General features: G+C 62.2%; 10 protein-coding genes. 8 read left to right on the forward strand and 2 right to left on the reverse strand.

Going from position 1 to position 15475, the window contains the following annotated elements; genetic code table 11:
- Positions 1-304: 304 nt before the first annotated feature.
- Entirely contained in the window at positions 305-4396 is a 4092-nt protein-coding gene (locus AC0VX3_RS21455; RefSeq protein ID WP_475522220.1) for a peptidoglycan-binding protein, read from the reverse strand.
- A 422-nt stretch (positions 4397-4818) separates the two neighbouring features.
- Here AC0VX3_RS21455 and AC0VX3_RS21460 point away from each other — a divergent pair, with 422 nt between their 5' ends.
- The 8 genes from AC0VX3_RS21460 to AC0VX3_RS21495 all read left to right on the forward strand — a co-directional run bounded on the left by AC0VX3_RS21460 (position 4819) and on the right by AC0VX3_RS21495 (position 14353).
- The gene (locus AC0VX3_RS21460; protein ID WP_342894498.1) at positions 4819-5280 is read left to right on the forward strand and encodes a MerR family transcriptional regulator; all 462 of its coding nucleotides are present in this window, start codon (positions 4819-4821) and stop codon (positions 5278-5280) included.
- Positions 5281-5533: 253 nt separating this feature from the next.
- Positions 5534-7330, forward strand: coding sequence for an acyl-CoA dehydrogenase C-terminal domain-containing protein (locus AC0VX3_RS21465; RefSeq protein WP_475522221.1), 1797 nt, complete (start codon positions 5534-5536; stop codon positions 7328-7330).
- A gap of 106 nt (positions 7331-7436) precedes the next feature.
- On the forward strand, positions 7437-8075 hold the full coding sequence (locus AC0VX3_RS21470; protein ID WP_342894496.1) for a glutathione S-transferase family protein: 639 nt from the start codon (positions 7437-7439) through the stop codon (positions 8073-8075).
- Positions 8076-8102: 27 nt separating this feature from the next.
- Entirely contained in the window at positions 8103-9311 is a 1209-nt protein-coding gene (locus AC0VX3_RS21475) for an acetyl-CoA C-acetyltransferase (protein WP_475522222.1), read from the forward strand.
- A gap of 67 nt (positions 9312-9378) precedes the next feature.
- Positions 9379-11589 carry a 3-hydroxyacyl-CoA dehydrogenase NAD-binding domain-containing protein gene (locus AC0VX3_RS21480; RefSeq protein WP_475522223.1) on the forward strand — a complete coding sequence of 737 codons (2211 nt, stop codon included), beginning with the start codon at positions 9379-9381 and terminating at the stop codon, positions 11587-11589.
- A 244-nt stretch (positions 11590-11833) separates the two neighbouring features.
- A complete protein-coding gene (locus AC0VX3_RS21485) occupies positions 11834-12820 on the forward strand; it encodes an AraC family transcriptional regulator (RefSeq protein ID WP_475522224.1) in 987 nt (328 codons plus the stop codon).
- A gap of 115 nt (positions 12821-12935) precedes the next feature.
- Positions 12936-13211 carry a DUF6460 domain-containing protein gene (locus AC0VX3_RS21490; protein ID WP_342894492.1) on the forward strand — a complete coding sequence of 92 codons (276 nt, stop codon included), beginning with the start codon at positions 12936-12938 and terminating at the stop codon, positions 13209-13211.
- Positions 13212-13321: 110 nt separating this feature from the next.
- Complete coding sequence (locus AC0VX3_RS21495; RefSeq protein ID WP_475522225.1) at positions 13322-14353, forward strand: hypothetical protein; 1032 nt, start codon at positions 13322-13324, stop codon at positions 14351-14353.
- A gap of 49 nt (positions 14354-14402) precedes the next feature.
- On the opposite strand, the gene AC0VX3_RS21500 is transcribed toward AC0VX3_RS21495, so the two are convergent.
- The gene (locus tag AC0VX3_RS21500) at positions 14403-15359 is read right to left on the reverse strand and encodes a histone deacetylase family protein (protein ID WP_475522226.1); all 957 of its coding nucleotides are present in this window, start codon (positions 15357-15359) and stop codon (positions 14403-14405) included.
- Positions 15360-15475: the final 116 nt, after the last annotated feature.

The following is a 15475-nucleotide window of genomic DNA, read 5'->3' on the forward strand; positions in this document are numbered from 1 at the left end:
ACGCCGGAACTGACTGCGGACAAGACTGCGAAAAGCCTAACTTGAAATGGTTAAAGACCCGTGCGGACCGGTGTGTCAACCTGTCTGCGGACCCGTCCGGTTCGGATGGGCGCATTTCGGTCGCCACACGGCCGTTATACCAATCTCAACAAATAAGAACCCATCTGATGGCACTGTTGCTATTTGCCGGCCAGGCGCGCTGCGCAGGACGGCCTGGTTGGCCGTTCAAGCGGTGCAACGCCGTCTGGCGGGCCGGAACAGGCCCATCAGATGGGTTCTTATTTGTCGAGGTTGGTATTATGTGTCAGATCGCCTGGCTCTTGAGTTCGTCCAGCAGTTGCCTGTCGACCAGGCCGGTCTCGGGAAGGCCAAGGCTGCGCTGAAACGCGCGGATGGCACTGCTGGTCCGCGGCCCCATCTGGCCGTCCGGTGTGCCGGTCTCGAATCCGAGATAATTCAGCTTGTCCTGGGCATCGCGTATCATCGCGGTGTTGTCGACCGCCTTGATCGCCACCTTCTCCGCCGGCAACGAGGCGCTGTCGGCCCAGCCCGGTTCCATGGTGACCTTGTTGGCGGCTGGATCGGGTGTCTTCAGCGCGAACTGCTCGACAGCAAGCCGGGCATTTGCCAGCGTTGCCTGATCCATCATGTTGGCCACGTCGTCACGCCGCTTGGCCGCTTCCGGATCGCCCTGGTCGGCGGCAATCGCGAACCACTTGTAGCTGGCGACCAGATCCTTGTCGACGCCGATGCCGCCGGCATAGAGAATGCCGAGGTTGAACAGGCTGTCCTTGACGCCGAAATTCGCGGCCGCCTCGAACCACTTCGCCGCGGCAGCATAGTCGGGTTGCCCGCCGCCGCCCTCGGCGAAGATCACCGCAAGATTGTGCATGGCCTTTGCATTGCCCGCTTCGGCGGCCTTTGAATACCAGGCCTTGGCCCTGGGCAGGTCCTTTTCGACACCCCGGCCCTTCTCATAAAGGCTTGCCAGCCGGTACTGAGCCGGCGCGAGCCCCTTGTCGGCCGCCTTCTGATACCAGACGGCCGCCTTGGAAAGATCCGCCGGCACGCCGCTGCCCTCGGTGTATTTCACACCGACCAGGAACTCGGCCGCGGGATTGCCGCCGGCCGCCGCGCTGCGCAGCGCCATCGGGCCGACACCTTCCGGCGGCAGGCTGGCAAGCAGGCTGGAGGTGGCATCACCGGTCTCCGGTGCCTTGAACCCGCCGGCGCTGTCGACCGGGGGGACGCCAAACCCGCCCGGGATCGGTGAGGGCGGCGAAAACGCCAGATCCGTTTCCGGCGTCGCCGGACCGGAGGCGGCGGCCGTTTGAACAGTCTCCGTCCGGGGGGCAGGATCGGTTGTGGCGGCAGGCGCAATCGGGGCCACGCCGGTGGCGGTGGCAGGCCGCACCGGACCCGTGGCCATGGCCGAGGCTGGAGCCTGAACCGGAGCTGCGCCAGCAACGCTTGCACCGCCAGCGTCACTTGCGTCATTTGCGCCAGATGCGCCAGATACGAATGCGGCCGCGTTGCGGTTCTCGGCCAGATCGGCAGGAGCGCCCTGGGCGGGAGCCGTGGTTTCAGCAGGGTCCGTCACCGGCAAGACCTCACCGGTGTCCTGTGTCTCCTGAGAGACCGAGGCAAGCTGGTCTGCCTCTTCCCCACCCGTCGACGTCAGCCGGACCACCTGAAGTGTCCCCAACAGCAGGACGACGGCCGCAGCGGTGTAAAGGATGGCGCGGCGCCGGCCACCGGATGCCTGGGGAGCTTCGGGCGCCGGGCGGTCACCCGGCAGAACCGTGGTGTCCTGGGCTTCGAAATTTCGATCCGAGATGTCTTCCGGTTCCAGATCCGGACCGGTGGCCGCATCGTCTCCGTCGTCCGCCACCGCTGCGGATTTGTCCCGCCTGAGGACGTTCCGCAGCCAGCCGACACGCTCCTTGCCGCGCTCTTCGTCTGCAGCCGAGGGGTCGCTTTCGGGTTTGCGATGCTTTTCCAGCTGGGCCGCTTCCGCGGAGGCTGCCTGCGCTGCCCGGCGCGCCGCAGCGATGAAGTCCGCCTTCCGGTCGCGCGCCCTGTCTTCGGAGAGCCCGGCGCCGTCGAGATTTCCCTCGCCCGCTGCCCGATCGACCTTGTCGGCATTTTGCGCCCGGCCGAACAGCGGCGCAGGCTCTTCGACCTTGAGCGGGGAGAAACTTGCCGCCGGAGCCATCGGCGCGGACGCGGCCATGCCGGGCATGTCGCCCCGCTCCAGATGGTCCAGCCGTTCGGTCAGGGAGCCCAGAACGGACTTGACGCCGTCAAAGGTATTGAGGGTCCGTTCCTCGCTGCCTTCCGCGGCATCCAGCAATCGCTTCAGGTCACCCTGAAGCTCGTTGATGGTCTTGTCATACCGGCTGCTTTTCGGGCCCGGGGCGTTGGCGACAGCTTCCTGCGCGGCCTTCCGGGCGATGTCCGTCACATCGGCGCGCGTCTGCTCCAGCCCTTTTTCAATCCGCTCGAAGAAAGGCGACAGCTGATCGGCGCTGAAGACAGTCGTGGAGGTGTTCTCGATCTGATCCGCCAGGGCGGAAACCTTCGCGCCCAATTGCTCGAACCGGCCGTCATCGGTGGCTTCGGCGCCCTTCGACACGACCTGGGCCAGATCCGCGATGCGCTGTTCGAGGGCTTCGGTGGAGCCCGGCCCGGCCACACTGGCCCGCATGGAACCGATTTCCTTGCGCAGCTTGTCCAGATCCGACGTGGTCACCGTGTCCTGAGGCTGATCCAGACGAGCGGTCAGTTCGTTCAAACGCTCCTGAAGCTGGCTGAGGAAGGCGCTGTCCTGGCCGCCGCCCGCGCGCATCGCCGCCGCATCGAGGACAGGGACCGGCCGCGACGACTTCTTCTCGATCGCGTCGATCTTGTCCGAAATCGTTTCAAGCCGTTTTTCCAGCGCCTCGAAGGCACCGGCCTCGCCCGACGGCAGCGGCGGTGTCCGCTCCATGCGTTCCAGGCGGTCGACAATCTCGTCAAGGCGGCTGTCGACCTGACTGATCTGGTCGTGGGGGACCGGGGCGGCCCGGTCGTCGGCCATCATGCCGACAATATCCTCAAGCCTGCCCTGCAGCCGGGAAATCGTCTCCGGCTCCGGCATGCGCTCTTCCATCGCCGACAGGCGCGTGTCGAGACCGCGTTGCTCGCGGGCCAGCACCTCCAGATCGTCGAGGCGGCTGGACACGAACTTCATGCGGTCGTCGATGCCCTCGACGAGACCCTTGATGTCGATCTGCTCGACAAAGCCGCGGACTTCGCGCAATTCGGCACGCAGCGGCTCGATGTCGGCGTGCCCCTTGCGCTGCAGAAGTTCTTCCATACGTTCGGCAATGCTGACCACGCGGTCTTCCAGAACCACCATGTGCTCGGAGCGCGGCAGGACGGCAAAGGCTTCCTCGATCTCGCCGAGGCGCGCGGTGACACTGCGCAGGACCCTGGGGTCCACCGAGGCACGCGACAATTCGTCGAGGCGCTGAAGGATATGGGAATAGCCATGTTCCAGCGTCTGCAGCGCCCCTTCCACGTTGGTGCGGCCGACCATGTCCTTGAGCTCGGCGACTTCCTTGCGGATGTCCCTGGCCAACAGGTCGTTCTTCTTGTCCTTGCGCAGCCGTTCGACCATGTCCGACAGACGGCGCAGCTCCGTGTTCTGCCTGCCGACGGTCTCGCTGGTTCCACGCGACAGTCCGCCAAGGGCATCGCGCAGGGAACCGATCTCTTCGCGCACCTGGCCGAATGCCTGTTCCTGCGGTGCTCTCAGAGCATCGATGCGGCGGCCGAGGTCCTTGTAGAGGTGTGCAGGGGTCTCCCGGTTCGCACGGGCATCGCGCCCGCCCCGACGGCCGGGAGGCGGCGCGGAAACAAATTCGCTGCCAGAATCATAGCCGGAACCATAACCGTAGCCGTCGTCTTCCTCGTCCTCGGAATAATACTCGTCTTCAGGCAGGTCATCGACGGCATAGCGGCCAGGCCTGTGACGGGGCGCGGCCCTGTGCGGCGCACGGCGGTCGTCGTATCCGGCGAGCCCCTGTACCTGCTCGTCCAGCCGGTCCAGCGCGCCCATGACCTCATCGACGCCCGCTTCCCGGCGCGTGTCGCGCCGCCGCGGTGACGACTGCCGGGCGACCGGTCCGTCCTGATCCGCCAGCAGCCGGTCCAGTTCGTCCGCGACTGCGTCCAGATCGTCGTCACCACCCTCTTGCGGATACCGGTCGTGGCCACCGAGCGCCGTCGCCGTGCGTGTCAGCCGTTCGATACGATTGTGCGCAGGTTCACGGCGTGGCGCGTCGTAAAACCCGTCGCTTTCAAACGCATCGCGGCCGCGGCGTCCTGCCTCGTGTTTCTTCCAAGCCGGCATCTCATGACCCTGGACTGACGGTCTTTCGGACCGCTGATGGAAAGTCTGCACCCGAATTCTGCCCTCGAAAGGACTGGCGCAGCGTTTTGAAAGACTTTGTCGACTTAGGGTAAACAGGCCGTTAATCGGCCTTGCCAAATGCAAAAACCAGTTGTTTTGAGGCTGGTTTCGCTGTTCACAAGCAAACTTGGACGCGAATCGCCCAGGGGCGTTGTTAACGTTTTTTTCCCGGGTTGCCCCAGCGTGACTGGACGTTAACGCAAACGTAAGCTACACAGTGCGCAAGAAACCGGCTGGGCCACATTGCACCAGACCGCAATTGCTGTGATCGCTCCGGAGGCATGTTCCCGGGAGCGGGTTTCGACACACCGACAATATCAATGATGAGCCGGATAACGGCTGGAAAACGAGTACCAACTGCTATGAGCGAAGCGCTTTCAATTCTCAACGAAGACGACCTCGTGGACGTGGTGTCCGCGTCCGACGACAGCACCAAGAAGACCCAGTTCGGCATCGGCGACCTTGCCAAGGAATTCGGCTGCACTCTGCGCACGCTGCGGTTCTATGAGGACAAGGGCCTGCTGAACCCCAAGCGCGATGGCCTCAACCGCATCTACAATCGCCGCGACCGCGCCCGGTTGAAACTGGTGCTGATGGGCAAGCGGGTCGGCTTTTCCCTCTCCGAGATCCGCGACATGCTCGACCTCTACGATCTGCGCGACGGCCAGGTCACCCAGCTGCGGGTGGCGCTGTCCAAGTTCAACGAACAGATTGCCGTCCTCGAAGTCCAGCGCAAGGACATCGAACAGGCCATCGAGGAACTGTCCCGCACCGTCGAGATCGTGTCCGGAATGCTGAAGCAGAAAGAAGCCGAAGAGGCCTGATCCGGTTTCACGACCGTTGCGCACAGCTTTGACCGTCACCCCCGGGTGGCGGTTTTTTCGTCTCCAGGTCACGGATTCATGCGACTGGTGACACGGATTCATTCCCAAAAGCATGTTTTGGACGTATTTTTTTGGCATCCCTTCCCTTGGGAAACCACTTGCCGGACAAATTCATCACGCGTATACAGGAGCTTCAAGCTTACGTTTACGGAAACGTAAGGCGCCATGAACAGGCAGATCTGGGAGGACTTCCATGCCGAGCTATTCCGCGCCCGTCGACGACACGCTGTTTCTGTTGAAAGATGTCTTCGGCTACGACCGCTATGCCGACCTGCCGGGCTTCTCCGATGCCCCGCTCGATCTGGTCGAGGCGATCCTGCGCGAGGGCGGCAAGTTCGCCGAAGAGGTCCTGCAGCCGTTGAACCAGAGCGGCGACAGGAAAGGCTGTGTCCGCAATGACGACGGCACCGTGACGACGCCAGATGGATTCCGGAAGGCCTACCAGGCATTTTGCGAAAACGGCTGGGGCACACTGGCGGCGCATCCCGACTACGGTGGCCAGGGCCTGCCGCATACGCTGGCAACTGTCGTCAACGAATTCGCGTCTTCGGCCAACATGGCCTTTGCGATGTATCCCGGCCTGACCGCGGGCGCGGTTGCCGCGCTCACGACCCACGCGTCGGAAGATCTGAAAAAGACTTTCCTGCCGAACATGATCGCGGGCACGTGGACTGGAACCATGAACCTGACGGAGCCCCATTGCGGCACGGATCTCGGCCTCATCCGCACCAAGGCGGTCCCGCAAGCCGACGGCTCCTACAGGATCACCGGCACCAAGATCTTCATCTCGGCCGGCGAACATGACCTTGCGGAGAACATCATTCATCTGGTGCTCGCCCGGATCGAGGGCGCTCCGGAGGGCACAAAGGGCATTTCGCTGTTCGTGGTTCCGCGCAATCAGGTCGCCAGTGACGGAACGGCCGGTGACGCCAACGGCGTCTCCTGCGGCTCGATCGAGCACAAGATGGGCATTCACGGCAACGCCACTTGCGTGATGAACTTCGACGATGCCACCGGCTGGCTTGTCGGCGAGGAGAACAAGGGCCTCAAGGCCATGTTCATCATGATGAACGAGGCGCGCCTGGGCGTCGCCGTCCAGGGTCTGTCCCAGTCCGAAGTCGCCTATCAGAACGCGGTCACCTATGCGAAGGACCGCCTGCAGGGCCGGTCGCTGACGGGCCCCAAGAGCCCCGACAAGCTGGCCGATCCGATCATCGTGCATCCCGATGTGCGCCGGACACTGATGTCCATCCGCGCGTTCAACGAGGCCGCGCGTGCGCTGGTCATCTGGACAGCGCTGCACGGCGACGTGTCGCATCGCTCGGACGATGAAAAATCCCGGCAGTTTTCCGACGACATGATGGGCCTGATGACACCGGTCCTGAAGGGTGTCCTGACCGACACCGGATTTGCCAATGCGGTCAACGCCCAGCAGATGTACGGCGGTCACGGCTATATCGGCGAATGGGGCATGGAGCAGTTCGTGCGCGATGCCCGCATCGCCATGATCTACGAGGGCGCCAACGGCATTCAGGCACTGGATCTGGTCGGCCGGAAGCTGCCCGCCAACGGCGGCCGCGCCATCATGAGTTTCTTCAATGAGGTCAACACCTTCCTGAAGGAAAACAAGGACGACAAGGAGCTTGCAGCGTTTACCGGCCCCTTGAAGAAAGCCATGGACGATCTTCAGGCAGCCACCATGTGGTTCATGAACAACGCCATGAAAAACCCGGACAACGCCGGCGCAGGGTCCACCGACTACATGCATCTCTTCGGCCTGACGGCGCTCGGCTACATGTGGGCGAGAATGGCCCGCACCATCAAGGCAAAGCTGGCGGAAGATGCAGGCGGAAAGGCCGACTGGTTCGAAAACAAACTGGCCTTCGGCACCTTCTTCATGGAGCGCACCCTGCCGGAAACCTCGGCCCACCTCGCCCGGATCTCCAGCGGTTCGGACACCATGATGTCGGTCGGCGCGGACGCTTTCTGATGCACGTCCGCCGGATCCCCGCTCCGGAGGAAAACTAACCCGCGCATCCCCGGTCCGGCCACTGTAGTGTTGCTCCGGATTCGATTTGCCAGGGAGATATCAAATTATGGCTGAATACGTTCTTCACTGCATGGCCCAGTCGGGGCATTCCTACAAGGCAGCGCTCATGCTGGAGCTGTGCGGTGCCGACTGGGAGCCGAAATGGGTCGACTTCTTCAACGGTGAAACCCGTTCGGAAGCGTTCCGCAGCACGTTGAACGAGATGGGCGAAGTGCCGGTTCTGGTGGAAGGCGACCGGATCCTGACCCAGTCCGCCGTCATCATGGATTACCTGTTCGGGAAATTCGGCAAGTTCGGCTGGGACAATGACGATGAGCGCCGCGAGATCCTGCGCTGGACCATCTTTGACAACCAGAAGGTCTCCGGACTGATCGGTCCGCTGCGGTTCATGAGAACATTGGCCAAGACCGGCGAGAACGATGTTACCAAGTTTCTGGACGGCCGCTCGAACGCTGCGCTTGCGATCCTGAACAAGCATTTCGCCGCCACTGATTTTGCCATCGGGCCGAAACCGACAATCGCCGATATCTCGCTCAGCAGCTATCTCTTCTACGACGGCGAGCTCGGCATCGACATGGCCCCCTACCCGAACGTGACCGCCTGGCTGGACCGGATCAAGTCCCTGCCCGGATGGAAACACCCCTATGACCTCATGCCCGGCCATCCGTTGCCGGACGCCAAATGAGGCTGATCTGATCTAGAGGAGGATCTGATGCCCGAAGCCTATATTTACGATCACGTGCGCACCCCGCGCGGACGCGGCAAGAAGGACGGGGCGCTGCACGAAGTGCCCGCCGTCCGGCTTGCCGCCACCACGCTGGAAGCTATCCGCGACCGCAACGGCCTCGACACCGCCAGGATCGACGATGTCGTTCTGGGCTGTGTCGATCCGGTCGGCGAGGCCGGCGGCGACATTGCCCGCGCGGCCGTGTTCGCAGCGGATTACGCGACCTCGGTTCCGGGCATGCAGATCAACCGCTTCTGCGCCTCCGGGCTCGACGCGGTCAACATGGCTTCGGCGCAGGTCATGGCCGGACAGCACAAGCTGGTCGTCGCCGGCGGCGTGGAGAGCATGAGCCGTGTGGGCCTCGGGGCATCGGGCGGTGCCTGGCCGATCGAGCCGCAAGTCGCGATCCCCTCCTACTTCATGCCGCAGGGCGTGTCCGCCGACCTGATCGCCACAAAATACGGCTTCTCCCGCGACGATTGCGATGCCTATGCGGTGGAGAGCCAGAAACGTGCGGGCAAATCCTGGAAAGAAGGCCGGTTCGCCGGGTCCGTGGTGCCGGTGAAGGACATCAACGGCATCACCATCCTGGACCGCGACGAGCACATGCGTCCGGAAACCGACATGCAGTCCCTCGCCTCGCTCAACCCCTCCTTCGAGATGATGGGCAACATGGGCGGCTTCGACGCCGTCGGCATCCAGGCGCATCCGGAAGTCGAGGCAATCCGGCACGTCCACCATGCCGGCAATTCCTCGGGAATAGTCGACGGGGCCGCCGCGGTCCTGATCGGCTCCAGCGCCGCAGGGCGGTCCAGCGGCCTGAAAGCGCGTGCGCGCATCAAGGCCTTCGCCAACATCGGCTCCGAGCCGGCGCTGATGCTGACCGGTCCCGTGGATGTCACGCAAAAGCTGCTGAAGAACGCAAAGATGGAGATGCAGGACATCGACCTCATCGAGATCAACGAGGCCTTTGCCTCGGTGGTGCTGCGCTACCAGCAGGCCTTCGACCTCGATCCGGAAACGGTCAACGTCAACGGCGGCGCGATCGCTCTCGGTCATCCGCTCGGGGCAACCGGCGCGATGATCCTGGGAACGGTTCTGGACGAACTGGAACGCCGCGATCTCAGCACCGCCCTGGTCACCTTGTGCATCGGGGCCGGCATGGGCACGGCCACCATCATCGAGCGCGTGTAACGGCATTGCGCAACCGGTCGGGCAGGCGCCTCCGCGGCCGCCCCCGACACGACGGAGGATTTTTCAGATGAGCTACAAGAATTTCACCATCGAGACCGACGAGGACGGTTTCGCCCTGATCACCTGGGACATGCCGGAAAAGTCGATGAACGTCATCGACCTGTCCGTGATGGAAGAACTCGACGCCCTGGTCGACCGGGTCGCCGGCGACGATGCCATCAAGGGCGCCGTGATCATCTCCGGCAAGTCCGCCTTTTCGGGCGGGGCCGACCTGACCATGCTGGAAGGCCTCTTGAAGGACTTCCATGGCAAACGGGGCGATGATGCAGAGGCCGCCGCAAAGGCGCTGTTCGACGGGTCCCGCAAGCTGTCGCAGATCTACCGCAAGCTGGAAACCTGCGGCAAACCCTTCGTTGCCGCCGTTGCCGGCACCTGCATGGGCGGCGGCACCGAGCTGGCACTTGCGTGCCACGGCCGTGTGGTCGACGAAGGCCTCAAGATGGGCCTGCCGGAAGTGAAGGTGGGTTTGTTTCCGGGCGCCGGCGGTACCCAGCGGGTCATGCGCATGACCGATGGCCAGCAGGGCATGCAATTCCTGCTTCAGGGCCGGACCCTGCGGGCACCGCAAGCCAAACAGATGAAGCTGGTGGATGAGGTCACCGGGTCCCGCAAACTTGTGGCAAGCGCCAAGAAGATGCTGAAAGCCGGTCTCGACCCGGTCAAGGACTGGGACAAGAAGGGCTACAAACTGCCGGGCGGCAAGGTCTATTCCCCGGCCGGGTTCCAGTTCTGGCCCGCTGCCAATGCGATCTACCGCCGCGAGACCCACGACAATTATCCCGGCGCGCGCTACCTGCTGCATTCGGTCGTCGAGGGCCTGCAACTGCCGATGGATCTGGCCCTTCAGGTCGAAAGCCGCTATTTCGCCAAGGTGCTGCAGACCCCGGAAGCGGCCAACATGATCCGCTCGCTGTTCGTCTCCATGCAGGAGCTGAACAAGCTTGCCCGCCGCCCGCAGGATCAGCGGCCGAACAAGATCAGGAAAATCGGCATTCTGGGCGCCGGTTTCATGGGCGCAGGCATCGCCTTCGTCACGGCGCAGGCCGGCATCGACGTCGTTCTGATCGACCGGGACCAGGAGGCGGCCGACAAGGGCAAGGCCCATTCCGAAGAGCTGATCACCAAGGCCGTCAAGCGTGGCCGCGCCAATGAAGAGCAGAAGGAAAAGCTGCTCTCGAAAATCAACGCGACCGCCGACTATGACGCGCTTGCCGATTGCGATCTGGTGATCGAGGCCGTGTTCGAGGATCGCGAGATCAAGAAGACGGTGACGGAAAAAGCCGAGGCGGTGATGAAATCGCGCGCGATCTTCGCCTCCAACACCTCGACACTGCCGATCACGTCGCTCGCCCAGGCCTCCAAACGCCCGAAAAACTTTATCGGCATCCACTTCTTCTCGCCGGTCGACAAGATGATGCTGGTGGAGGTGATCCTCGGCAAGCGCACGTCCGACCGGGCGCTCGCCATGGCGCTCGATTACATCAAGGCGATCAGGAAGACCCCGATCGTCGTCAATGACAGCCGCGGCTTCTACACGTCCCGCGTCGTGATGACCTATATCCGCGAGGGCCTGATGATGCTGGCGGACGGCGTGCCGGCAGCCATGATCGAGAACGCGGGCAGGATGGCCGGAATGCCGGTCGGACCGCTCTCGCTTGGCGACGAAGTCGCCCTGGACCTGGCGTGGAAGATCGTCTCGGCGACCCGCAAGGATCTCGGCGTCAAATACGTGGAAGGACCGCTCGACAACATCCTTGAGGAAATGGTCGTCAAGCAGGAACGCTTCGGCCGAAAGAACGGCAAGGGGTTCTACGACTACAAAGGCAAGGACAAGAGCCTTTGGCCCGGAATTCCGGATGTGACCGGACAGCCAAAGCCGGCCGAAAGCTTCAACATCGAGGAACTGAAGCAGCGGCTTCTGGTGATGCAGGCGCTGGAAACCGTCCGCATCTTCGAGGAAAAATGCCTGACCAACGTCCGGGAAGCCGATGTCGGGTCGATCCTCGGTTTCGGCTTTGCCCCCTATACCGGTGGCACGCTCAGCTATATCGACATGATGGGCACGCCGGCCTTCATGGAGCTGTGCCGGAAGTTCACCCGTAAATGGGGCCCGCGCTTCAAGCCCAACAAGCTGCTCCGGGACATGGCGAAGGAAAACGCGTCTTTCTACGGCAAATTCCCGCCAAAGGCGGATGACGCTGCAAGGGACGCCGCCTGAGTTTGCCGACAGTGTTGCCTCCTGATGGAGGCAACACTCGTATAATTACCTATCTTTTCGGGATTCTTGTTAGCAATTTACGACAAAACTTGATCCCGGCTGACTTGTCTTGCAAAGTTTCAAAAAATAATTGTGCACGGTCTGGCTGGAGACAGGAATGCCGCTTGAAGGCGAGTGGGCGCGATCGGATGTATTCCGTGTGTTGCGCGACATTTGTCCAAACGCTGATTTGGACTGGCTGGCCATGGCGCGCATGTACAATTTCGATCTCGACAGCCTCGACGACCCACAGGGAACTGTTCCCGTCACCGCCTGGCACGCCGTCTTCGAGCATGTGGCCGAGGCACTCGGCGACGACGCAGCCATGTTCGACCTGTTCAACACCGTCGATATCGGCTGTTTTTCCATATTCGATTACCTGTTCGCCTGCGCCCCTTCCCTGAGAGAGGCCTGCCAGGCCTGGGTCAGGTTCTCCTCCATCCGCACCAACGCCTACCAGATCATCTTCGAGGAAGACGCCAGCGGCGGCTATGTCGAATGGCCGGTCCTGGAGGGCCGTGGCCAATGGCGCCAGAACATGTTCGCTCGGATCGGCTGGGCGTCGCAGCAGCTTGAGCATGCCCTGGCCATGAAGGTGCCGCCGATCACGATCGAACTGGCGACCGCGCCGCCCACGTGCACCTCGAACTTCCAGAGAAAGTATCAGAGCCGCCTCAAGTTCGGGATGCCGCACAACCGCATCCGGATTCCGATCGGGCTGCTGTCCCGGCCCCTGTATCGAAATGATGCCCACCTTTACGAGATCATCCTGAAAGCGGCGAACGAGGAACTCGACCGGTTCGGACAGAACGAGCAGCCCCTCTCCAGAATTGCCAACGAAGTGACCTCGAACCTTGCCAACGGCGCCTGCACACTGCCACAGATCGCCTCGAAGCTCGGCATGTCGCAGCGCGCGGTGCAGCGTCTGCTGGAGAAGGAAGGCACGAGTTTCAGGAAACTCAGCGAGGAAATTCGCCGCTCCGTCGCAGAAAGATACCTGCGTGGAACGGATATACCGATGAAGGAAATCGCCTATTTGCTGGGGTTCTCCGAATTGAGCACCTTCTCGCGCGCCGTGAAGACATGGTTTGGCGTTTCGCCGAAAAAAGTGCGCGACCGGTCCTCCTACGCCGACTGCGGAACCGGTGAACCCGCAGCATCCAAAGAGACCGAGGCACAAGTCACGAAGTGACAATCGTGTCCGAAGACCCTGTGCCGGCAAGCCGGCGGCTCCGCTGCGCATTGCAATTGCAGCCGATCGCTCCTAATTGTCAGCGTGACGCAATACACATTTTCAGGAGCAACGCATGTCCGACACCGGCCTGAGCCGATTTTTGGGAGGCTCTCCCGCCCAGGTGGTGCTGCGGCTCGTGTTCCTGTCGTTTGTCGTGGGGATCATCCTGGCGGCGCTCAACCTGGATCCGCTCGATCTGGTGCACATGGCCGTCGATTTTGTCGAACGCCTGTGGAACATGGGCTTTCATGCCCTCGGCCGGCTTGGCAATTATCTCGTCATCGGTGCGATCGTGGTGCTGCCGATCTGGCTGATCATGCGTCTTCTGGCGATGGGACGTCAGCGGTAGACCTGGATTGCCGACGGACCGCAGCTGCAACCAGATCGCGAAATTAAGATCCCGTTAACCATTCTAAAGAGATACTGAACGCCCCCGTTCCCATCTGCATTGGGCTGGCAATGTCCGTCTCCTCTCTCCTGAACTCGGCAAATTTCCAAAAATTCCCTTTTCGCTCCGGACAGGAGAACTTCAATCTTTCCAATAAGCTGTCAACAGCCGAGACTCTCATCACGACCATAGGCTCTGACACAGAAGAAGCCGCGCAATCACTTTTCGACAGCTACAAGGAATCCGTCGAACTCACCAGCAGCCTGGCCAGGTCGGTCGAGAACAACCAGGATTCGATGCGCAGCCAGAAGATCTCCCAGATCAAGCAACGTATTGAACAGCTCAAGGAGATGCTTCGCTTCGCATCTCCCGAGCAGGCGGAGCGGCTGCTCAAGGAACTCAATCAGATCTCCAAGGAGTTCAAATCCGCTGCCCAGGGCCTTGCGAAGGCCGGCAGTGCGCTGGCTGGGGGAAGCTCCGTCTCGACAATAGCAGCAAGCGCCACCGGACATGTCGACACTGCCACAGCGAGCGCCGGCGCAGTCGTCAATCCAGCAACGGCAGTTTCAGAAACGACCGCAGCGACCGCTTCGACCGGGGCTCCCGTCACAACAACCGGACACCTGCCGGCAAACACACCGCCAGAGGAAGAGGGCGGGGCCGCCCAAACTTCCAGTGAGACCATACCTGGCGAACAAGACGCGCAGGATGAAAACGCCGGCTGGCAGGCGGACCTGACAGCCGCGATTCAAACCTATGCGGATCGCCAGGAAGAAGCGGACAAGGCTCATCAGTCCGGGCAGGTTGAGACTTTGAAAACCCAGCGCGAAGAGTTGAGAAAAATAGCGCGGGACATAAAGATGTTGGCTGACCAGCTGGAGAGACTTGCCGAAGACGATGATGAGGACGCGCACAAGGCACTCAAGGATGTCCGTGACAACATGACAGCAGGTGACAGGGCACTGAACGACCCTGAACTGGAACGCGCCCTTGAAACCGCCCCCCCGATGTCCGAGCAGGCATCGCCGGCGGCTTACTCCGGCCCCGGGATCAACGTCTCCACCGGCGGCATAACGACCGTCCTTTCGGAGGTGATTGTCTAATGGCCGGGTCACACCTTTGCCGAAAGACCTCACCCCGCCAGTGGCTCGCTCAGCCCGGCGCCGGGTGCGGAAAAGAAATCCTCCCCTGTCCCTTTGACTTCTCCGCAGAGACGGCGCTGGCACTTCGATGCAGCGTCAGGTGTCGATCTGCGAGTTCATCGATATCCGTTGAATAGCCACCACCCAGCACACCTGCCAACGGCACATCCGCTGCCAAAACCGTCTCGATCACGAAGCGGTCGCGCAAGCGCAGCCCTTCGCGCGTCAGCGCGAGACGACCCAGCCGGTCACGCTCATAGGGATCAACTCCTGCGTTATAGACGACAAGGTCCCAGGGCCGTTGTTTCAGCAGCGCCGGGAGGATCTCCGCGAGCTTTTGCAGATAGACCACGTCTCCGGTCGCGTCAGGCAGGCCCATATCAAGATGCGACGGGATCTTGCGGACCGGATAATTCTTCTGCGAGTGCATCGAAAACGTGAAGATGTCCGGATCTCCCTGGAAAATATCGGCGGTGCCGTCGCCCTGATGCACATCGAGATCGATGATCAGCGCCGTGCCGATGGCCCCGTCCGCCTGCAAGACCCGGACCGCAACCGCAACGTCGTTGAAAACACAGAACCCGGCACCATGCGCCTTTCGGGCATGATGACTGCCGCCGGCCGTGTTGCATGCGATCCCCTGTTCCAAAGCCAGATAGCAGGTCAGAACCGTGCCGCCGGTCGCGCAGCGGGCACGTAGCGCAATATCCTCGCGCATCGGAAACCCGATTTCCCGGACAATCTTTTCAGGGATGGTTCCGTTGAACACCTGGTCCACATAAGCAGAATCATGCGCAAGGGCGACCCATTCGAAGGGCGCGGGCCGCGGCCGGTAAAAGCTGCCGCCGTTCAGCAGGCCCTCCGCGCGGATCAGGTCCGCGACCGCCCGGAACTTGTCCATCGGAAACCGGTGGTTGGCGGGCAGATCGGCGCAATAGGCCGGATGATGGACGATGGGCAGGGTCATTGGCGAGAATATAGGAGACCCGCGGCCCCGCGCCATCCTTTTCCGGTATCGCCTTTTCGGCCGGCGCGGGCGCCGGTGTATAGGGGGTATGCCGCAAAAAAGATTGACGTGAGCAC

The organism is Roseibium sp. QJM3NY_11 (genome assembly GCF_056173175.1).

What these genes read in the sequence shown, in the direction of transcription:
- AC0VX3_RS21500 (WP_475522226.1), bottom strand. Translation starts at nt 15,359, where the DNA reads ATGACCCTGCCCATCGTCCATCATCCGGCCTATTGCGCCGATCTGCCC.
- AC0VX3_RS21495 (WP_475522225.1), top strand. Translation starts at nt 13,322, where the DNA reads ATGTCCGTCTCCTCTCTCCTGAACTCGGCAAATTTCCAAAAATTCCCT.
- AC0VX3_RS21465 (WP_475522221.1), top strand. Translation starts at nt 5,534, where the DNA reads ATGCCGAGCTATTCCGCGCCCGTCGACGACACGCTGTTTCTGTTGAAA.
- AC0VX3_RS21485 (WP_475522224.1), top strand. Translation starts at nt 11,834, where the DNA reads ATGGCGCGCATGTACAATTTCGATCTCGACAGCCTCGACGACCCACAG.
- AC0VX3_RS21490 (WP_342894492.1), top strand. Translation starts at nt 12,936, where the DNA reads ATGTCCGACACCGGCCTGAGCCGATTTTTGGGAGGCTCTCCCGCCCAG.
- AC0VX3_RS21455 (WP_475522220.1), bottom strand. Translation starts at nt 4,396, where the DNA reads ATGCCGGCTTGGAAGAAACACGAGGCAGGACGCCGCGGCCGCGATGCG.
- AC0VX3_RS21480 (WP_475522223.1), top strand. Translation starts at nt 9,379, where the DNA reads ATGAGCTACAAGAATTTCACCATCGAGACCGACGAGGACGGTTTCGCC.
- AC0VX3_RS21470 (WP_342894496.1), top strand. Translation starts at nt 7,437, where the DNA reads ATGGCTGAATACGTTCTTCACTGCATGGCCCAGTCGGGGCATTCCTAC.
- AC0VX3_RS21460 (WP_342894498.1), top strand. Translation starts at nt 4,819, where the DNA reads ATGAGCGAAGCGCTTTCAATTCTCAACGAAGACGACCTCGTGGACGTG.
- AC0VX3_RS21475 (WP_475522222.1), top strand. Translation starts at nt 8,103, where the DNA reads ATGCCCGAAGCCTATATTTACGATCACGTGCGCACCCCGCGCGGACGC.